The 21,136-nt window shown below is 30.6% G+C and carries 22 protein-coding genes and 1 pseudogene; 7 read left to right on the forward strand and 16 right to left on the reverse strand.

Features of this window, described 5'->3' with window-relative positions; all coding sequences use genetic code 11:
• Nucleotides 1–2: 2 nt before the first annotated feature.
• The 5 genes from ATE84_RS00135 to ATE84_RS25945 all read left to right on the forward strand — a co-directional run bounded on the left by ATE84_RS00135 (nt 3) and on the right by ATE84_RS25945 (nt 5,031).
• Nucleotides 3–587, forward strand: a complete 585-nt coding sequence (locus ATE84_RS00135; protein ID WP_101444807.1) for a HupE/UreJ family protein — start codon at nt 3–5, stop codon at nt 585–587.
• Nucleotides 577–1,011 carry a GldM family protein gene (locus ATE84_RS00140; protein ID WP_158237140.1) on the forward strand — a complete coding sequence of 145 codons (435 nt, stop codon included), beginning with the start codon at nt 577–579 and terminating at the stop codon, nt 1,009–1,011. The genes ATE84_RS00135 and ATE84_RS00140 overlap by 11 nt, the downstream gene beginning before the upstream one ends.
• Nucleotides 1,012–1,940: 929 nt before the next feature.
• Nucleotides 1,941–2,123, forward strand: a complete 183-nt coding sequence (locus ATE84_RS00145) for a hypothetical protein (RefSeq protein WP_101444809.1) — start codon at nt 1,941–1,943, stop codon at nt 2,121–2,123.
• A gap of 41 nt (nt 2,124–2,164) precedes the next feature.
• Nucleotides 2,165–3,256, forward strand: coding sequence for a DUF1611 domain-containing protein (locus tag ATE84_RS00150; RefSeq protein ID WP_101444810.1), 1,092 nt, complete (start codon nt 2,165–2,167; stop codon nt 3,254–3,256).
• Nucleotides 3,238–5,031 (forward strand): alanine racemase, encoded by a 1,794-nt coding sequence (locus tag ATE84_RS25945; protein ID WP_158237141.1) that lies wholly within the window; start codon nt 3,238–3,240, stop codon nt 5,029–5,031. Before ATE84_RS00150 ends, ATE84_RS25945 begins: the two co-directional genes overlap by 19 nt.
• Nucleotides 5,032–5,152: 121 nt before the next feature.
• Here ATE84_RS25945 and groES read toward each other — a convergent pair whose 3' ends face one another.
• The 13 genes from groES to ATE84_RS00220 form a co-directional block, all read right to left on the reverse strand.
• Entirely contained in the window at nt 5,153–5,458 is a 306-nt protein-coding gene (gene groES, locus ATE84_RS00160) for a co-chaperone GroES (protein WP_101444812.1), read from the reverse strand.
• 25 nt (nt 5,459–5,483) lie between these two features.
• Nucleotides 5,484–5,678 (reverse strand): general stress protein CsbD, encoded by a 195-nt coding sequence (locus tag ATE84_RS00165; protein ID WP_101444814.1) that lies wholly within the window; start codon nt 5,676–5,678, stop codon nt 5,484–5,486.
• An 8-nt stretch (nt 5,679–5,686) separates the two neighbouring features.
• Nucleotides 5,687–6,730 carry a beta-1,6-N-acetylglucosaminyltransferase gene (locus tag ATE84_RS00170; protein ID WP_101444815.1) on the reverse strand — a complete coding sequence of 348 codons (1,044 nt, stop codon included), beginning with the start codon at nt 6,728–6,730 and terminating at the stop codon, nt 5,687–5,689.
• A gap of 49 nt (nt 6,731–6,779) precedes the next feature.
• A complete protein-coding gene (locus ATE84_RS26430; protein WP_199176844.1) occupies nt 6,780–6,947 on the reverse strand; it encodes a hypothetical protein in 168 nt (55 codons plus the stop codon).
• A gap of 18 nt (nt 6,948–6,965) precedes the next feature.
• Nucleotides 6,966–7,316 (reverse strand): cupin domain-containing protein, encoded by a 351-nt coding sequence (locus tag ATE84_RS00175; RefSeq protein WP_101444817.1) that lies wholly within the window; start codon nt 7,314–7,316, stop codon nt 6,966–6,968.
• Between the two features lie 431 nt (nt 7,317–7,747).
• Entirely contained in the window at nt 7,748–8,638 is an 891-nt protein-coding gene (locus ATE84_RS00180) for a mechanosensitive ion channel family protein (RefSeq protein ID WP_101444818.1), read from the reverse strand.
• A 208-nt stretch (nt 8,639–8,846) separates the two neighbouring features.
• Nucleotides 8,847–9,704 (reverse strand): prohibitin family protein, encoded by an 858-nt coding sequence (locus ATE84_RS00185; RefSeq protein WP_101444820.1) that lies wholly within the window; start codon nt 9,702–9,704, stop codon nt 8,847–8,849.
• Nucleotides 9,705–10,107: 403 nt separating this feature from the next.
• Nucleotides 10,108–10,647 carry an AraC family transcriptional regulator gene (locus ATE84_RS00195; RefSeq protein ID WP_101450752.1) on the reverse strand — a complete coding sequence of 180 codons (540 nt, stop codon included), beginning with the start codon at nt 10,645–10,647 and terminating at the stop codon, nt 10,108–10,110.
• A 78-nt stretch (nt 10,648–10,725) separates the two neighbouring features.
• Nucleotides 10,726–11,073 carry a hypothetical protein gene (locus ATE84_RS00200; RefSeq protein WP_101444823.1) on the reverse strand — a complete coding sequence of 116 codons (348 nt, stop codon included), beginning with the start codon at nt 11,071–11,073 and terminating at the stop codon, nt 10,726–10,728.
• 195 nt (nt 11,074–11,268) lie between these two features.
• Nucleotides 11,269–11,463 (reverse strand): cold-shock protein, encoded by a 195-nt coding sequence (locus ATE84_RS00205; RefSeq protein WP_101444824.1) that lies wholly within the window; start codon nt 11,461–11,463, stop codon nt 11,269–11,271.
• A 1,104-nt stretch (nt 11,464–12,567) separates the two neighbouring features.
• On the reverse strand, nt 12,568–12,639 hold the full coding sequence (locus tag ATE84_RS26520; protein WP_304528990.1) for a transposase: 72 nt from the start codon (nt 12,637–12,639) through the stop codon (nt 12,568–12,570).
• 407 nt (nt 12,640–13,046) lie between these two features.
• A complete protein-coding gene (locus ATE84_RS00215) occupies nt 13,047–13,676 on the reverse strand; it encodes a transposase (RefSeq protein ID WP_143273536.1) in 630 nt (209 codons plus the stop codon).
• A gap of 461 nt (nt 13,677–14,137) precedes the next feature.
• Nucleotides 14,138–15,181 (reverse strand): hypothetical protein, encoded by a 1,044-nt coding sequence (locus ATE84_RS00220; protein ID WP_101444828.1) that lies wholly within the window; start codon nt 15,179–15,181, stop codon nt 14,138–14,140.
• Between the two features lie 732 nt (nt 15,182–15,913).
• Here ATE84_RS00220 and ATE84_RS26525 point away from each other — a divergent pair.
• Both ATE84_RS26525 and ATE84_RS00225 read left to right on the forward strand, forming a co-directional pair.
• A pseudogene (locus ATE84_RS26525) lies at nt 15,914–16,078 on the forward strand (IS1595 family transposase); the annotation flags it as partial.
• A 235-nt stretch (nt 16,079–16,313) separates the two neighbouring features.
• Nucleotides 16,314–16,655, forward strand: a complete 342-nt coding sequence (locus ATE84_RS00225; RefSeq protein WP_101444830.1) for a glycosyltransferase — start codon at nt 16,314–16,316, stop codon at nt 16,653–16,655.
• A gap of 639 nt (nt 16,656–17,294) precedes the next feature.
• On the opposite strand, the gene ATE84_RS00230 is transcribed toward ATE84_RS00225, so the two are convergent.
• The 3 genes from ATE84_RS00230 to ATE84_RS00240 all read right to left on the reverse strand — a co-directional run bounded on the left by ATE84_RS00230 (nt 17,295) and on the right by ATE84_RS00240 (nt 21,117).
• Entirely contained in the window at nt 17,295–19,265 is a 1,971-nt protein-coding gene (locus ATE84_RS00230; protein WP_101444831.1) for an OmpA family protein, read from the reverse strand.
• A gap of 182 nt (nt 19,266–19,447) precedes the next feature.
• Nucleotides 19,448–19,879, reverse strand: coding sequence for a DUF6438 domain-containing protein (locus ATE84_RS00235; RefSeq protein ID WP_101444833.1), 432 nt, complete (start codon nt 19,877–19,879; stop codon nt 19,448–19,450).
• A 5-nt stretch (nt 19,880–19,884) separates the two neighbouring features.
• Entirely contained in the window at nt 19,885–21,117 is a 1,233-nt protein-coding gene (locus ATE84_RS00240; RefSeq protein WP_101444835.1) for a hypothetical protein, read from the reverse strand.
• Nucleotides 21,118–21,136 lie beyond the last annotated feature (19 nt).

Raw genomic sequence — 21,136 nt, forward strand, 5'->3', positions numbered from 1 at the left:
CAATGAATAATTTAAGTTCTTTTTTTATTAACGGATGGAATCATATCGTGGATATAAATGCGTATGATCACCTGTTATTTGTGATGACACTATGTGCAGCTTTTCGATTAACACAATGGAAACAAATACTAGTGATCATTACAGCTTTTACTATAGGACATAGTGGAACTCTTATATTAAGTGCCTTGGACATAATTCCGGCGAATTCTGAAATCATAGATATGCTAATTCCTTTCACAATAATGATTACGGCCGTAGCAAACATTATTAATTATGACAAGCATAGCAAATTTTCGGATACTAAAATAAAATATGGAATTGCTCTGGCTTTTGGGCTGATTCATGGATTAGCATTTGCTAGCAATTTTAAATTTATGCTGTTTGGGGATAATATTATTATGCCTTTGTTTGCATTTAACATTGGTATAGAGGTTGGGCAATTGTTTATTGTTCTCCTTTTTATGATTTTCTTATGGTTCTATACAAAACTCATTAAAGGAGAGCATTTTAAATGGAATTTATTTGTCTCTGGAGCAGGTTTCGGGATTGCAGCTACTATTTTAATAAATGCTGTTAATGGTGGTTAACGAAAAAATAAATGGGTCAGAAGAATATATAATTGATGTTGGAAAAACAAAGGCTCGTAAAATAAATATTAAAGTAAGCGGTAAACTTGCAAATGGTACTGTAGTAACCGATAAAAAGAAATTTAGGATTAAAGATATTCCTAGCCCCGTAGGAACATTGCGTGCGGAAGATGGTAATATAAAGACGTCAAGGAGGGTTATTGAAAATGCGGCAATAGGAGCTATTATTCCGGATTTTGATTTTAACCTTCATGTTGAAGTCAAAGGTTTTAAATTTAAGGTAGATGAACAGCCGCCAATTAGTGTTACAGGAAATAGACTAAACTCTGAGGCTAAGATTGCATTAGAAAAAGCTAAAAAGGGATCTACTGTAACAATTTTCGATATAAAAACCATTTTAAAGAGAATCCTCATTATAGATTAAGAAGAACATCTCCTGTTTTTATTGAGGTAACTCATTGAGGTTTTAGAATAATTCCAAGTATATATGTAGCTGAAGTTTTGTTTAGCAAAAGTACTATTTGTTTCACATAGGGCATAAAAAAAGGGCTTCAATTTATTGAAACCCTTGTCACTGCTAGTAGCGGGAGAGATTGAAATACCTAACCATTCTATTGACAATTTATTTGAATTAGAAGCATTTATAAAAACTCATTCTACATTATTAATAGCATAATAAGGGCTACATTCTTATTTGTTTTCATTAATACTAAAATATTATCCTAAATACTAGGGGTAATATTTTAGTATTTTTTATATGCTACTCCCAACTCTCAGGACAGTTTAAAGATATTTTTTATCATAAAATATTTCATCTAAACACTCTTCTATTTACATTCTAAATATTTAATTAAACAGGTTAGAATTTAACCTATGATTTATGTAACATTCAATTCCTATTGTATAACCTTGCATCGATTAATTATAAAGATCTTTGTAATAAATATTATAAAATGAGAATATAATCGTTTTCAAAAAATGAATCTTGAACGACCTAGAATTACCAAAATGATAATGCATGCGGAGTATTTGATATATACTACAAAACATTTTCAGGTAAAAAAAGAGGCAGAAATTCAAAACTCTGCCTTTTTTAATAAAGTTGAGTAAAACCTTACAAAACAAATATTCTTTAGTAAGAAAATATTAAAACAATACACAAATTAATGTTATAGATCAATTTTAATATAAATGACGACACATAATTAGTCTAACTCTTAAAGCCATTCGAATAGATTCTTTAAAATCGTCATTTTTCTTGCTGATTCTTTTCATCCTCAGAGGTTATTTACTTATTAATTAATTCTCTGGGGCAAAAGAAATGAAAAAAATAAACCTCTTCTAATATTAATTATGAAACTGAATAAAAATGTAATTCTAAAATATGAAGTAGGTGATACGGTATTTACTAAAATAAACCCCAGCATTTCGCTGATAGTAAAGCGATATATTGATGGAATCTACTACTGTGGATTTCAAAATGATCCTGATAGATGGGAATTAGGTTTGACGGCAAGAGCATTGATAGGAAGTTAAATTATTCCGAAATCTTTTTTTTATCTTAAATCACACAAATTATGAAAACATCAGCAATTGTCTACTGCGAAAATGAATATGGCAAACTGGATGGTAAAATAGCAAACGGTCTTGTCCGGCATTCTGATAAGTATAAAATCGTTGGTATTATTGATAGTACAAAATCAGGTCTTGATGCAGGAGAATATTTAGATGGAATCAAAAATGGGATACCAATATTTCAGAATTTTAATCAAGCTATCGAAATGTTGGATAGTATTCCAGAATATTTTATCTACGGAATTGCTCCTCTACAGCCCTTACTTAATGATGAAGAGAAAAAAATTATTTACACCGCCATTAAGGCTGGAATACACATTGTAAATGGACTTCCAGAGTTTCTTTCAGAAGATGAAGTTTGTATGAGTCTCGCAAAAAAATACAATGTATCAATATTTGATGTTAGAAAACCACCATCTAAAGAAAATCTTCAACAATTTACCGGCAAAATAAGAAATGTTCAAACCCCTATCATAACAATATCAGGCACAGATTGTGCTGTTGGTAAGCGAACTACAGCACTCAAGCTGGTAGAAGCTCTAAAAAATGAGGGGTTAAACGCTATCTTTATAACTACAGGTCAAACAGGGATACTCCAAGGTTCAAAATATGGTATTGCTATAGATGTTCTAAGTTCTGGTTTTGCGACTGGAGAAGTTGAAAATGCTATTCTGGAAGCACTCAAAGAAAAACCCGATATTATTGTAGTAGAGGGACAGGGCGCACTTAGTCATCCAGCATTTACCTCTTCGAGTGCAATCATTCGAGGTGCTATGCCTAAGGCTATTATCCTTCAACATCCACCAAAAAGGCGTAACAGATGTGATTTCCCTAAAATTCCCATGCCAACACTTGAAAGTGAAATAAAAATGCTAGAAACTTTCTCTGGTTCCAAAGTAATAGCAATTACAATCAATCATGAAGAGATGAATGACCAAGAAGTTGAAAGTACAACAAAGACTTATGAAGAAAAGTACCAATTACCTGTCACTGATGTCTTAAAAAACGACTGTAGTAAGCTGATAGAAAAACTTTATGAAATATTCCCCGATTTAATTCGTGTCAATCCACTACTATGTCAACCCCAAGAATAGACATTAATCTTGGCAAAATCGCTCATAATGCCAAGGTTCTAAGTTCCCTTTTTCAGTCAAAAGGCATCAATATAATCGTTGTTACCAAAGGAGTTTGTGGGCATCCGCATATTGCTAATATTTTGGTAAAGAGCGGGGTAAAAATTCTTGCTGACTCAAGAATAGCAAATATCAAAAAAATGCAAGAGGCTGGTGTAAAAGCTACTTTCCTATTGATTAGGACACCTATGATAAGTCAGGCAGAATCTGTAGTATTAGATACCGATATGAGTTTAAATTCAGAGCTATCTGTAATAAAAAAACTTTCAGAATTTGCTATCCTACATGGTAAGGTCCATAAAATCATACTTATGGTAGAATTAGGAGATTTGCGCGAAGGTATAGTGCCATCACTATTGGAAAATACGATCAAAAAGGTATTAGCTCTAAAAGGTATCAAACTTCAAGGAATAGGTACAAATCTTGCTTGTTTTTCGGGAGTTAAACCCACAACAGAAAAGATGGACATGCTGTCTACTATTGCTGTTAGTATTGAAAAAAAATTTCATATTAAACTATCCATAATTTCAGGAGGAAATTCGGCTAATTATAATTGGTTCAGCACTACAAAAGATGTTGGCAGGATAAATAATTTGAGATTAGGAGAATCTATATTTTTGGGTTATGAACCCTTAACAGGAAAACCGATTCCAAAACTTCATCAAGACGCTTTTATGCTAGTGGCTGAAGTTATAGAATTGAAAAACAAATCATCCGTACCCAATGGTGAAATAGGTCTGGACTCTTTTGGTAACAAACCAAAATTTAAAGACCAAGGCATGATACGACGGGCTATCTTGGCAATGGGTGTACAAGACGTAATGGTGACCGGGCTAACTCCAAAATTAGATATTGAAATCTTGGGGGCCGGCGGTGATCACATCATCATCAATGCTAAAAAAGAGGACTTAAAAGTGGGTAGTGATGTATCATTTACATTAAAGTATGGCGCATTAGTTACTGCAATGAATTCATCCTATATTTCTAAAAACATTATCACTCCTATAAGTGCGGCAGCGTATTGCGCCATAATAGAAGAAAAAGACAGGTTGCACAAAAAGAATACGGCTACTATGCCAATTAATGAGGATCACACTCCGTTGATAAGTCTCCAGGATTCGGATTTTAATTTAATATTTGAAAAGTCTATTCAAAAAAACTATCGCTATTTGGTTAGAAAAGAGGTATATAAAAAAATAGGTCGAATCAGTAAGCTTCTGGATAATCTGGGCAAAAAACTAATTATTAGATCAGCCTGGAGATCATTTGAACATCAGCAAAAACTATGGGATCAAAAAGCCAGTTTTATGAAAAAGAAATACCCTAAAAAAACAGCAGAAGAAATTAACGAAATAGTGTCAATGTTTATTGCTCCAAAAAGGCAATCTACTCATGCAACAGGAGGGGCAGTTGATGCGCTGATTTATGATTTGAGAAAGAAATGCGTAATGGATTTTGGAACCAACGATGGACTACACATTGATTTAAATAAAAAATGCTATCCCAAACATCCTGACATTAGCGAAGAAGCAAAGAAAAATCGCAAACTCTTGATAAAACTTTTCGAGGATGAAGATTTTGTATGTGACCATAAAGAATATTGGCATTTTGACTATGGCAATATTGGCTGGGCGGTAGAAAAGAATAAGGAATACGCTAACTATGGTATTTTAAAGGAGTCGTATGTACAATCGGCAACTCTTAATTATCCAGATAAAGTGTTCTTTTATCTTTAGACGTGTGGTATTTTATAAAAATGTTTTCATTGCGTAATTCAATACTCTTTTCCTTAAGTACACTCAGGTAGTACTTTAACTAAAATATATTTTCTTTTCTAATATGTCTGTTTTAATATTCTTATATAAGTTCTAAAGTAGTAGTTGGTTGAATAATACCAAAGATGTCTGATTCTTTCATAATAAGCGCATCAATACCTCCAATAGTAATTTCGGTTCCAGAATATTTCCCGTATAATACCGTATCACCAACTTTTACAGTCATGGGTTCATCCTTTTTACCCTTTCCAACGGCCAGTATGATTCCCTTTTGAGGTTTTTCTTTAGCATTATCAGGTATGATAATGCCTCCCTTTGATTTTTCTTCTGCTATATCTGCTTTTACTAAGACTCCATCGGCAAGCGGTTGTATTTTGAATTTATGCATGATCTTTTTTATTAATTATTAAAATTCAATAGGTTTGAAGCTCTGCAAAAAGCGATTCTAGCTCTGCTCTGGTTTTCTTAAGTTTAATAGCAAGATTATCAAGCATTATTTCTTTTTGTTCATCTTTAAAGTCAAAATCTTTATCAGATAAAAAAGTGAATCTCCGTTTGAGCATTACCTTTTGTTCTCTCCAACTTCTTGTAATATTTGTTTTAGCCATTTTACTATTTATTTACTACCATTAAGTAGTGGTTTTGGTAGTTGAATTGACGGATTTATAATTGTTTCCGGATCTAATAGATCACTTTTTTTTGCATCAATAGTAAGCGTTGAAATAAGGTTAAAATCAATACTATTAGAATTATTTGTTATTTGATTTGTGTCTAGAGCTTCCTCCAGAATATTCAATATAGATTCATCTACTCTTTCATCGAATTTTCTGGCGAATAAGTTGTCTCCTTGTATTAAGAAGTCGATATCCGCTCTTGTCAAAGTTTTTGGTTTCAATTTTATATTGCTATCAACTATCCTTACAACAGCTCTCTTATCATCGTTTATGATCGTTTCTTTGAATGAAGTATTCATTAGTGCCGTTTGAAAAAATGATTTATCGGCAATTAGGATCTTGCGATAGAAATCTTCAAACTTTTTCACTTCAGGACTGTGACAAATAAATTCACAGCATGCTCTGGTCAAAATCATCCATTGTCCGCCGACATACCAAGTCACATTTTTCATGAAAGATCTTTTATAGGGTATGCCGGAAAAGCCAATACCTATCTCATGAAAATGGTTTTCAATGCGGTTTAGTGTATCAGATTTCTTCTTAATTTGATTGGCTATTTTTATGAAGTTTTTTTCTTTATTCCTTCTCAAAAAATCAAAAATAAAATCTTGAGATTTCAAAGGAAAATCCTGATCGCTTAGATTAATAAAAAAATCCCATTTCAGACAACGGTTTAAGAGATATTTCATTCCATTAATTTGAGACTGTACCGTACTATATCCTCCCCTCTCTACATTTTCACTTTTTAAAAGATAAACGCTGGAGTAATCTTCTAAAAATGTTTTAACACCTTTTTCAATGTTTATATCAACCTCTTGATCGATCTGTATTAAGTAGTGGTTTTCTGGATGATAAATGGCTTTAAACAATCGTGTGAACTGTCCAGGAAAACGGTGAACCAATATGAAGTAGGCAATCTTAGGCTTCTTTTTTGGAATGTTAAAATGAAAGCTTTGCTTTTTTGTTATGCCTAATTCTTGTGTCATTTTATGTATGTGTTATTTTGTTCTTAACTTTAGTCATTTTAAGTAATCATTATAAAAGCTCTCTTTCAAAAAACACTACTTCCTTTTTCTTAGGATCTTCTGCAAACGTACAGTAATATATTCGGCGGTAGTATAATCGTACAATCAATTTAACTTCAGGATTTGCTTTGGCGTAAACAGTATCACCTGGTTTGAATTTACCTTCTTGCCCTTCCATATACTTTATATTTAAATTCTAAATACTCACATCTTCATAACCACTTTTAATGATGATCGACATCATTTTAAATCGTTTATTAGCCTTTACTACATTTCTTGTATGAGCTGGGATAATGATTACGTGACCAGTTTCAATCGTATTTGATTCTTCATTAATAATAATCTCAGCTTCTCCGTCTATAATCTGAATTAGATTGTCAAAAGGAGATATTTTAGAGGGCAACGCTTCTCCACTATCAAATGATAATATAGTTACAGTTCCTGTTTTTTTCTTCAGGATTGCTTTCATAACCACAGATCTAGGTACATAATCAATAATGTCAACCAAATTAAGTCTAAATGATTTTTCTAATTCTTGATTTTTCATGAATAATATGATAGAAGATTAATGCTAAACTAGAATAAGATGATCATGATTTTTTACATAACGTTCATTCACCACTCCTTTTCTCCTTTCTTTTTGCAGCTTTTGCAGCCCTTTTTTCTTTCAAGCTTTTTGCAGGTGCTTTTTTACCTGACTTGGATTTACCTTCTTTTTCTTTTGACATGATTTTCTGTTTTAATAATATTAGTAGCTCACCTGTTATGGGTAGTTTTAATATGTATACAAAAATCAGTTAATTAATGATTTAATGCGTTACATTACGCTGAACCTACGTTACATATATCACACTTTTGAATAATATTATTTTGAATATTAAATAACCAATATATCAGAACTACAATTTGTTAGGATATGATTAGATAGTAATTCATCATTTGAGGTTTTTCTGATTAATCATAAACAAAAGGGTCTAATTATAATGAAGAAGGCATTATATCACTCTTCTTTTTAAAAGGCTTCTTATAAACAACTGTACGGTGTGGATATGGGATTTCAATACTTTCTTTATCAAACCTTTTTTTAATAGATTGATTAATATCATAGTGCATATCAAAAGCTTTGTATGGATTATCACACCATACTCTAGCTTTCAGGTTTACACTACTCTCACCAAAACCAATAAGAAAAACCTGGACAATTTCTATATTTCTATTTTTTTCTTTCTTAGATCGGTTATCAATACAAAAAGGGTGTTTTTCTGCCTCCTCTCTCATAATGGTTTTGGCAATATCAATATTGCTTTCATAACTTATTCCAATCTCAATTGATTGACATATTTTTTCATTTGCAATACTACTATTAATAACTGTTTCACCACTTATTATTGAGTTTGGGATAATGATCCTTCTATTTTCAAAATTGACAATTACTGTGTGTCTTAAAGTAATATCTTCTACTGTCCCTGTATATTGATTAGCAATTGTGATAAAATCACCAACTCTAAATGGCTTGAAAATAACAATAAAAGTTCCACTAACAATATTAGATAAGGCTTGTTGCGCAGCTAACCCAAGAATAGCTAGAAAAATACCTGCACTTGCAAAAACCGTAAGTGCATAAGCTTTGAGAGGAGGGATTAGGAAAGTAATGGTAGCTAGGGCAATTAGCCAAAATAGAAAAGCAACAGCATTTTTAAAAAAATGATAATGAGTAGGCGCTATTTGAGAGTTTTTTGAGGTATGCAGAATATACTTATTGATTATCCATAACGATAATTTAATAAGAACCATAGTGATGATAATAACAATACCAATAATAAATAGGTAATTGTCACTCCAGCTCGATATAAACTCTATTATTTTCATCCGCTGTTTTTATTATTTTTAGATTGTCATACTTCGACCTTGCTCAATACGAATATGGAATTTGCCATTAAACATTCTGGTTGATATTAACTTGTTCATACTAAAATGTATAAAAAGGATTACTTAAAAATTCTGTTAGACAAATTATGCTTTAATCTAATCATTCGTTTTAAAGAGTACTTACTATAATTTTTAATGACCTTTAATTCTATGCTCTTTTTTGTTTTTTCCTCACATCACTTACACCAATAAATGGGATGGCGCCAGCACCTGTTACTTGTGGTAAAACTCCATTCCATTTTTCTATTGCTTTAAGATTTGCTTCTATCTTTCTGAGTTCAATTAGATCAGGTGAAATATTCATTTTTTGTAAACGCAACGCCTCTGCTTCAGCTGTTGCAGCAGCAATAGTTTGCTCTGCCTCGACTTTTATCCTATCCAAATCTCGCTTTGCCTTTAATGCATTTTGTTCTGCAGTTTGTTTTGCTTCAATGGCATCAGTAAAAGTTTGAGAAAAGCTGAAAGAAATAATAGAGAAAGCATCAACTGATATATTTGATGCAAGCAGTCTTGAGGTAAGTGCCTGTTGCATTTCGGTACTGACGGCTGGTCTTTTGGTAATTAATTCTTCTGCAGTATATCTGGCTGAAACAGCTTTCATTACCTCTTGAATGGCTGGATCAATAATACGCTCTTTAAATTCTACTCCAATGGTTTGGTAAACTAAATTTGCTTTATCAGGTATAATATGATAATTCAAGGCCACTGATAAATCTACATCCTGAAGGTCTGAGGAAGAGGATGCAGCATCAGTCATTGTTTTTTGGATCTTTACATCCATTAGAATCACTGTTTGCATTATTGGTACTTTAAAGTGAATCCCTTCCTCCAGTACAACATCTTGAACTGCCCCAAAATTTTGAACAATTCCTCTTTCACCTGCTCCTACTTGAACCCATGGCTTAAATGCTATTAGTAGTATAAATACAAATGCCAAAATGAATAATTTCTTCCATTTGCCATTTTTCAATGCATTCTTTATTTGATTTATATCTTGATCATCCATTTTGCTTTTATTTTACTACAAAAATGGGATAATTAAATATACATTGTGTTATACTACACTAAATCCATATTACATATATCACACATTCTCAAATATCAATACAGAAAAAGATTATTTAGTATAGAAATAACTTTCAACAAGCATGGTTTCTGGCAAAAAACAGGTCACCTTTATGGTTATGAATAAAAAAATAATTTTATCCATGGGTTTACCTATTAGGATAAGAAATGCTACTGGTAAAACAGCAATCATTGAACTTAATGAAGGGCATTTTGTGATATGTAAGTATCAAAACAATATATCGGTTTATCTAAATGATGCAAAATTGAAAAAGTGGTATCCTGTAAGTTTGTATAAAAGATTGGTTTATATGCTTAAGATCTGGCTAACATGATATAATTGGTCATAAATCTTCCAGATTTTGTTTACGCTTTTCTTTTAATTGCTTATAAAATGTAGGGGTCAATCCTGTCAATTTTTTGAATTGATTGGATAAATGCGCAACACTGCTGTAGTGTAGTTTATGGGAGATCTCGGTGAGATTTAGTTCATCATAAATAAGCAATTCTTTAACCCTTTCAATTTTATGGATAATAATAAATTGCTGAATGGTAATTCCTTTCACTTCAGAAAAAATATTTGCTAGATATGTATAGTTATAGCCAATTTTTTCACTTAAATAATCGGAATAATTGACTTTAGGTAATTCATCTGTATAATGAATCATTTCGATAATGACATTTCTTATTTTTTCAATTAGAATACTTTTTTTATTTTCCATTAATTCTAAGCCAGATTTACTTAGATTTTTCTTCAGTTGAATACGTTGCTCTTTAGTTATATCTTCTAAGAGTTCTATAACACCTAACTCTAAAACGACATAATGCAATCCAAGTTTTTTTAACTCTTCTTTCACCATGAGTTTGCATCGTAAACTGACCATGTATTTTATGAATAATTTTGTACTCATGCTTATATTTTGACGAGGTATTTGTTTTTTGTTAAGAATTAAGATTTTATATCATTTTCGAAGATGTTGTTCAGGCACAAGCTTCTGTAAACGTAATATGGTTGTGACTTCTCTATTCTTTTTCCCCTCAATAATTATATCCTTAGTAAACGATATGATAAAATTTTCTCCGACATGTTTATCAATATGTAATGGATATTTTTCAAGTATAACGGACAAAACTTCGTTAAAAACCAATATTCTTTCAAATCCAAATGCAGTTTTATAACAAAACGAATAACCACCCTCAACCTGTCCTTGATAAACCCTCTCTAATTGTCTTATCTGATTTATTTCTTGGGAATGGCAAATGGTAAATGACATCAGCGCTATTAAGAAAAGTTTTATCTGTATTGTCATTTTTTGTTTTTTTGTAGGGAGTTTTGCTTTAAGAATATATATTTAAGCTTCCTCGGGCAATCTAAATATCTTAATTATCCTTGAACTTGGGTTTTAGATACTCAAAATTTAAGTATATCATCAGCATAGGAAATAAGACATAAAAAGCCATCTTCAATAGATGGCTTTTCAACATTTTCAAAGCGACAGGACTTGTTATTTAATCAATTCAACATTGACTGCGTTCATTCCCTTTTCACCTCTTTCCATTGTAAATTTTACGTTATCATTCTCACGAATTTCATCTATAATACCGCTTTGATGTACAAAGACATCCTGATCAGAATCCTTGAGTTTAATAAAGCCAAATCCTTTGGCATTATTGAAAAATTTTACTGTTCCTTCTTTCATTACTTTGTATTTATTACTTAATATTCTGTTTAATGTTTGTTTGATATAATTATTTACTCTGCTTCTTAGCGTTTTTTTTGAGAAGTTAGAGTTTGTTCTTTCGGGAAAAACTAGATTTTTGATACTATCGGCCTTTTGTTTTAAGCCTGTCCAAGTATAATTCGAGGACGACGTATAAGCATAAAAGATTGAGAAACAAACAGAAATGTTCAATTATGAGGACTTGTTCTACATTGAAAACAGCGTCCAAACTGATCTTGCTATCTTTACATTTAGCCTAAAAATGTTTTTTGCACTATTGCCGAGAAAAAAAGAGAGCAAGAAAAGAATATTGAATTTGAAAAAACAAAATTAAATTGAACCTTTACGAATTTTATCATGGTAAAGATACCTTTAATTTGATTGCTATTCCCAAATCATATGTTAAATACTGAGATACAGTATTTCGTAATTTAAAACAAACCCATATACCAACTACGCTAACTTCTGGTATAGTAGTGAGGTTAAAAATATAGAATTCTTCCTCTTTAGATTAACCAAGATATTTGCTTAAACACAACAATTGAACTTGATCCCAATTGATCTTGATTCTTATTGAATAATCTAGAAAGGCATAATATTGAAAAAGCCAGACAAAATTGTCTGGCTTGAGGAAAAAAATGTCCGATTGTAGCGGGAGAGGTTGAAATATCTAACCATTCTATTAACAATTTGTTTGAATTAGAAGCATTTATAAAAACCCATCCTACATTATTAATAGCTTCATAAGGGTTACACTCTTATTTAATTTCATTAATACTAAAACCTTATCTTAAATATGATAGTCCCAATCCTTAGGACTCTTTGGGATTTATATTCAAGTAAAAAAACTCCGCTAAAAACGGAAGTTTTGATTTCCAGATTAGACCCAAAGGATCATAACGCTCATTCATGATGTTCTTGATATTTCACATACCTCTTAATCATATCTTCATCTAGTCCAACTGTACTTACGAAATAACCTCTTGACTAAAAATGATTCCCACAATAGGTTTTTTGTTTTAAATTTGGGTATGTCTTGAAAAATTTTATTGCAATTTTACCTTTCAAAACACCCATATACTCCTAAATAGATAGTTTTGGTGGAATCGAGCAGATCAAATGAATGTGATCCTTTTGTACATTCATTTCTATTATTTGAACATCCTTTCAAATACTAATTACTTGTAAATCATCTCCAACCAATGATTTAATCATACCTTCAAGTATTTGAAATAATCTTTTAGTAGGAACACCTTGGATTATTAACCTCTCAACACCTTGAAATTAGATTGTTTAACAAACCTTAAATAGTTGAAGTTCCAATTTTTGTATAAATAACCCAAGTTTCCTAAAAAAAAGGAGCGCATAAGTTCATTATTTTTGATTGTCAAATTCCAAAAAAGAACTCAAAATGCTCCAAGACAAAGTTATATCAATTTATTGTGTAATAGACGATCTATTGAAAGAAATGAACCATAAAGAACATAACCAGATAGTCAAGTGCTGATTACAGCTATATTTTCTGCGCTTTATTTTCGAGGTAATCAAATCTTAGCTTTGTTCTATATCAAGAGCCATTTCTTTGCAGAAACTATCAACAAGAGCGATTTTAACAAAGAAGTGATTTGAACTTTCTTTTTGAATTTTATAATTCCTATGACCATAAAGGCTAGATAGTTAAATCCTTTCCAGCTTTCTGTAGTGGTATCAAATCTATTGAGTAGTGATCTAAAACTATCCATCCAAGCATTGGTTCTTTCAATAGCGTACCTTTGATCGTATAGTTTTTGATCAAAATACTCATCCCTATCAGTATTGCCGTTACGTTTGTTAAAGCAAACATTAGCATTGATTTGTTTTAGACCACAAGCTTTTCTAAATTCCTTGGAATCAAATCCTGCATCAGCGTTTAAGAATAGTCCTTCTGCTTGTATATCGGCATCTTCAAGAGTTGCTGTAACTATTTCGAACTGTACTTCAATATTGTAAAGGTCGGTATGATGTCTGGCTACAGGTTCCGACATAACAAGAGGTAATCCTTGTCTATCAGTAAGATAGAGAGCATTAGTGGTCTTTCGCTTTTTCCTTCCTTGGTATTCTACATCTTGACCACCTCTGACTGCCGGAGTATGACTTCCATCTAGGTCAACACTAGAAAGATCTAGATGTTTTTTCTTAATAAGTTCTCCTATCCTATAAGCTTGATTCTTCTTGAACTTCTTTCCCTATTTTACACCTTGTTTTTTATTCCTCAATGCTTTCTTACCTCCAGCTTTATATATTTTACCCAAATCTTGTTTACTCCCGTCTGGATATGACCGAATATCTCAGCACATTACTTGAGTACCTTTCTTACTTTTTAGGTAATACGCTACACGGTAACGAATCAATTCCTGTGCTTCTTGACTATGTCTTTTCTTTATTTTTGTTTTCATCACAATGAAGATAAGACTTATCGAATATAAATAACAACTAATTTACCAATTATTAATAACTGAATATCATAATAGCATTCAGAAATATTATGATGCCAAATATCTTCCGTAATTTTTACCATACACAAAAATACGATTTTCTTGCTACGCACGAAGGCAATTCAGCTTGACGTCAAGAGTGTAGGGTGTTCTTTACAGACTTATAAATATTTCATTTCCTAACATAACCAACAAATAATCAGAGTACTTAACACTATACATATCCAAAAAATAATTTGTAATTTCATTATTATATTATTCTTATGTTTCAGGTTTTTTATGTTCCTGTTTTTAATATAATTTAATATTAATTCTCCATACTTTTTTTTAATTCTTTTTTCCATTATGAGTGGATCAAATTCGTTTCCAAAAACAGTTCTCCATTTTTGTCTTGCTAAGCAATATTTATTATTCTTTTCTAAATCAATAGCCTTTTTTGAATTGAAATAAGCTAAATTGACTTGATCTTTAAAGTTTTCTGGATTGTAAATTATTTGATGACTCCCTAGTACTTCCCATTTTTTTTGAGAACTTGGTAGGTTTTTAAGATATTTAAAAAAATTGTTACACATAATATCATAGCGGTTGTATGAACAATATTTACCCTCCCATTGAAATAAAAAATTATATGCAAGTGTTTCTAGAAGCTTTTCTTTAATTGGAACACTACAATTTATCCTCCATGCATGTGCCATTTTACATAACCTAACAAAGTTTAAACCTGTGGATTTATTCCCTATACTTATGGCATTGATCTCAGAAACTGGGTCTATTACCTTCCAACAACCTTCCAAAGAGATATCTGCATACACAAATTTCTCAAAGTTTTTGAATACTGGTATTATATGGATAGTCATATCATCAAAAAAAGACACTTGAATCGTTTGTCTATCCTTATTGATTCTCGCATTAGGATAAATTTGGTTAATTGTTTTTTTAACATCTATTAAAAATTCAAGTTGAGGATTACTATTGTGTCTAAAACATTTATTTCTTATAGTGTCTGGCATTATGTACATGATCTTTATAACTTTATTACCTTTGATAGCTGTTTTTCTTCCAAAAGCACCTATAAACATGCCTCCATAGCCAGATTTCAAATTCCAATACTTCATATTCAAAACCTTGCATATACAACTAAATCTTCTATAAATTATTATTTTTTCACTTTCTAAGATCATGAGATTATTACAAAACTCTTTAAAAACTGATGATACACTCATAAAACTCTTAATTTATTCAATATTTTTCATATTATATAATCAACTATATAGGGTTTAAGAGAAGATACTCTTGTTTTTTATATTTATTATATTCTTAGAAATGAGATCCAAATATGGCTTCTGAATTACTATTATCTTTTCCATAATTATTATGAGCTAGCATAAAACACTAATACTATAGAAACAGTAGAGAAGTCATTATCACTAGTAAATTTTTTATTTGATTATTAGGATATATTACTTACGGATAGCATATAATGAGAAACTGAATTAGGAGAAATATTATACATATTACGTTTCCAATCTTCATAACACGGTTATAACACATAATTTGGATTAAAAAACATAGGCAAATTAAAAGTGATTTATGCATTTTTTTCATATCGTATTATTTTAAAATTAAAAAATAAATTTATCTCTCTTGTTTAAAAAAAAACGAAAAATTCGTTTAAACAAAGAAAAAGAATCGTTGAAATGAAGGTATGAACAGTTAAATGAAATTCTAATCCAATTAACTTCTATAAAAACAGTATCTATAAACCAATTTAGTGTCAATCTCTGAAAAACTTTATAATACTCTTACTACATGAAGTTTTTCTCATTAACCTATTGCATTAATATGCATCCACTGTTAGGTTTTCTATAACCTCTATAATTTTTTGGTCATACTTTTTTCAAGCATATATTCTGTTAAAACACTAGTAGCGATATGGTTATAACCAATTTTACTAGATAAAAACGGTTTGGAGTTATGAATGTAAATCTTATAGTAGTTGTCCTTTTTTAAAAAGTGGAACTATTATACAAAGCTCGAATCTATCATTTATGGTTTGGTATAAAATTATCCTTTTGATGACTAACAGTAAGAAAGGATTTTCATCAAAAGAACCCCAAAAGCACAACTATAACCAGAGTTTATACGCAAATAGGTGTTAAAATATTATTCTAGTAAATTTAAAATTGAATCTTAATACATCAAAAAGAGAAATAATATTATAAAAATCAATAGGCCGATGAACGATTTGTCTTTCGACAAAAACTATTCGTCGAATTTAACTACACATTCATCGAAATATCCTAAAACACTTAACACATCGGATTACATTTGAAATGTAAACTTCAAAAAACTACTATGAAAATAGGAATTATCATACCATGTTATAATGAAGAAAAGAGACTTAATGTAACTGCTTTCTTAAACTTTATACAAAAAGAAAACGATTTCCACTTGTGTTTTGTAAATGATGGAAGTAAAGACAACACTATAGAAGTATTAAAGAAGATTCAATCTCATAATCCAGCTAAAGTAAGTGTGATTGATATCAAAAAGAATTCAGGAAAAGCTACTGCTGTAAGAGTTGGTAGGAGATATCTACATAGCAGAGGTGATATAGAATCTATTAATTTTATTAATGTTGATCTATCTTCAGATTTTGATGAGTTATTAAAAACTTTAAAAACCAATATAAATTGAGTTTTTTATTTGGATTCAGAATCAAGGAGATCTCAAACAACATTGGAAAAGATGGTATTAGAGTAATTATTTCAAAATATCTCAATATTCTTATTATACTTAATTTTAAGATTGTCCATTCAGGATACACAAGATAGTGCTAAAGTTCTCAAAGCAGATTTGGTCCCAGTAATTTTTAATAAAAGTTTTTAGAGATCAGTAGTTGCATATAGTCTTTTTTTTAGGTTCACTTTTTCTTTTCTAACCATTTTAGGTTCACCTTAAATCAGTTCTTAGCTATATATGAAAAAAAGGAGTTAAAAAAGTCAAGCACTCGATAGTTTTAATTATACACTTAATGAGATAGTGCTTGATAAATATTGACTTCTTTCAAATACTATTATTCTTCAATTTTTAAGTATTTAGTTTTTCATCTGTTTATATGTATTTCTTTTTAATGATCAGACATGATGATCAATAATTATTTAAGTTGCATCAACACACATATTCCTAACTCATTATCAAACAAGACTTTAATCTTATTAAGAAAACCTCCCATTTCTGGGAACAATAGTGGGAGGTTTTCGGGTAAACAAATTGGCAAAATTTTTATACCATTAATTAGTTTTTTTGCATTACTTCCTTTTCTCTGTTTTAAAATTATTTAAGAATAATAAACTCACTTCTACGGTTGCGCTTATGCTCATCGTCACTACAAGGTACACCATCCTTACATTTATTAATCAATCTCCTTTCTCCATAACCTCTCCCTGTAATTCGAGATTTATCGATACCTCCTTTTTCTACAATATATTTAATGGTGTTCTTTGCTCGTTTTTCACTTAATTTTTTATTATACCAAAAACTAGATCTACTATCCGTATGTGATCGTACATCAATTTTTAAATTAGGGTATTTCTTAAGCACCTCAATAATTTTTTGTAATTCTACTTTGGCATCTGGTCTTATAAAAGACTTGTTCACATCAAAATATATGATATCTAAATCCAATAATTTTGCTAAATCATCTCCTGGTTTTGCTTCTTTTTCTTCTAATCCTCCTTCGTTAAGTTGTAAGGTCAAATTATGCTCTTTCTCAAATACAGCACTAGTATTAAAAATAACTTCTGTAGATCTGTATCCTACCTTTATTGCTCTAACAAGATATGAGACTTTACATTCCAGATCAAATTTATACCTTCCTCTAACATCTGTAGTTGTTCGTTTTAATTCATCATTATTAATATCCATTAAAATCACTTCTGTGCCTGCCAAAATTTCTTTTGAAGTAGCATCTGTTACTACTCCAGTTACATATTGATTACAAGAAGTAATCAAGTCGTCAGTTTGTTTAAAACTATATATATCATCACTTCCTTTTCCTCCTGTACGATTACTAGAAAAATATCCTGTTTTTGTGTTTTCATTAATAATAAAAGTAAAATCGTCTTCAGAACTATTCACTGGTTTCCCTACGTTATAGGGAACAGAAAACATCCCAAATTCTTTAGGGATTGCTATAAATATGTCTAATCCTCCTAAACCAATATGTCCATCACTAGCAAAATACAGTTGTCCAGAATCACTTATATAAGGAAAAGTCTCTCTTCCTTCTGTATTAATTTTATCTCCTAGGTTTCTTGGTTTACCAAAGGTTTTGTCATCATTTATATCAACAACATACAAATCAGAAAGTCCTCTACTATCGGGCATATCACTGGCAAAATAAAGTTTTTTACCATCTGCACTTAACGCAGGGTGTGCAATAGAGTATTCATCATCATTAAAAGGTAACTCTTCTATATTTGTCCATTTGTCATTCACGAGTGTTGCTCTATACAATTTCAGCAATACAGTACCTTCTGTATTCGCCCCTAATTTTCTTTTAGTGTAATTGTTTCGAGTAAAATATACAGTTTGTCCATCCCTACTAAATGATGTTGAAGATTCATGAAATCTTGTGTTTATTTTCCCTTTCAGTTTTTTAGGTGACTCCAGAAGTCCTTTATCACTATTAATAGAGGATGAAAATAAATCCTGAAATGGCATTTCATCCCATTCATGAATAGTTTTACTCATTCCACTACCTTTGCCTCGAGAAGAAGAAAATATCAATTCTCCTTGATTATTAAAACTAGGAGCATAATCTGAATATTTAGAGTTTATACTTAACTTTGATAACTTGAATTTATCCGATTGCATTTCAATAAACTGCAAATAATCTCTTGTATTCCTAAAAAATTCTGCTCGTTGATCATTTCCCGTAAGATTATTAAATTGTTCCATTACTTCATCTGATTCCTTATACCGTTCCATACTTTTAAGGCTTTGAGAATATCTAAATAAGTACTCAGGATCTATCCTATTTGGATATGTAGCAACTAACTTTTCATACCAAACAACCGCCCCTTCAAGTTGTCCATTAAAATAATAACAGTCGCCCAGTTTTTTATATAAATCTGGAGATTCATATCCATTTTCTGCAACTTTAAGGTAAATTTCACGAGCATCAATAAAAGCATAACGTCCAAAGTTTTCATCTGCTTTTACCAGACGTTTTTCTTGGGTAAAAGCAACTGCAGATAATAATATGCTTAAAGATACATTTATAAAGTATTTATTCAAGTTCATAATTCTGTCGTTTTTTTAAATCTAAAAACTAATCTTTATTTCAGATTCTCATTTTTGTTTTTCAATATAGTTGTGAATTTTTGTCTTATCATTTTAAAAACAATAAACCCGTGTATATAATCAATTAACCTACAAGTAGTTGTCAATATTAGGACGTAATTATTTATAGTTATAAGCGTGGCTTATTCTATCAATTTATATTGTTTTTCTATTTCACGAACTTGATTAAGTAACTCTTTAGGCTCACTTCCTTGTGTCATTTTTACCTTTTTCCCCTTATAGGTAACATAAACATAAGTTATATCTCTAATATTTGTTGGACCGTATTCTGTATTATACCTTGAGAAAGGTAACTTTTCAAAACGGCTAATTAAATTGGTATACTCTTTTTTACTTAATTTTAATTCCCGTACTCCTTGATTAGGAACATTTTTAACTCCATTGTATTTTAGCGTTTTATTATCATAAATTTCAAAAGTATAAACAGGGCATTTTCCAAGACAAGGTGTTCGTTCAATTTTTAGTATTATTTGATCATTATTCATTTTTTTTGATGCTACGCAACCTGATATTATTAGTAATAAAAATAAAATCCCTACAACGTTCTTCTTCATTTCTCTTATTTTGATTGATTAGCGTATCTTTTTTCCATCATAATAGTGGTTCCACAGCCTTTAAACTTGGCTAATTTTTGCATCATTTTCTTTGAGTGGATAGCCGCATCACCAATACTTGCACGAATAGAAGTACGTATATTCTGTAAAGACAGATACCCGTCTAACTCAATGATTTTTTTATCTTTTATAAATGTATTGTCTGTAGGTGTAACTGCTAGCACATAAATTCTAAATGTTTCTGCAATATCTTCTCCCAGATTTGTAGCTCCGTATTCACTTACAAAATTATTTGGATTAGCGATATAATTTTGTTCTGCAGTATTAGTTTCGGGAATACTTGTCCAATAATTAGTATAAAACTTATAAATATAAGAGTCACTTTTAGCACAACCTTCTTGCAAGGAATGAGTAGTGCAGCTAGTTACAGATGGATCTACTTGGTAATTATTAAGAGTAACTATATGTCCAAATTCGTGAACAATAGTTCCTTTAAGACCATTTTCGTGATCATCAAAAGAATTTTGATACGATAAATCAATAGCTAATCCAAATTGCCAAGTGGTTAAGTCATTGTTTGTAGGGACTACATAACCAAGTGTTCCGTATAAGTCTGCAGAAGAATCACTATCGCCTGCAAAAATCATAAATTGATTAATTTTAGAAAGATCTGATTCTGGAACAATTTTTAATACTTGTTGCCAAAGTTCTTGATGTTTCTGATCGTCGTTTTGAAATGCTTTTAGGTTATCAGGAACAGTGTAATTTATTTTTTTTGTAATTGTTTTTCCTGAAACATTATACAAAGTAATCTTATCATTTGAAGCCTCACCAATTTCTACACCTGTATTTTCTGTATACTCAAGAAAGTTTGATTTTACAGGATTCCCTTTAGTATTATCGCTTTGAAAAGGGGTTACTTCAAAAGCAATATATTTTCCATCATCATCCGAAGTATAAGTGTATACTTTTTGAGTAGCATTAGTAATTGATACTGCATTTGTTCCATTAATATCATCTGCACGATACCATTTAAAGGTACTTGTTCCTTCTGGATCTCCTTCTTTATCAGAATATGTATAATTTCCTGTTGCTTGACTTGCTTCAACTTTTATACTAACATTAGTAGCTGTCGGTAATGCATTCAAAGGTGCATCATCATCATTACTACAGCTAATAAATATATTGCTAAATAGTATCACTATAAATAGCGTTAAAATAGTTTTAAAAAAATTCATTTTGTTTTATTTTAAGTCT

Origin of the sequence: Aquimarina sp. MAR_2010_214 (assembly GCF_002846555.1) — a bacterium.
In the GTDB taxonomy this organism is placed as follows: Bacteria; Bacteroidota; Bacteroidia; order Flavobacteriales; family Flavobacteriaceae; genus Aquimarina.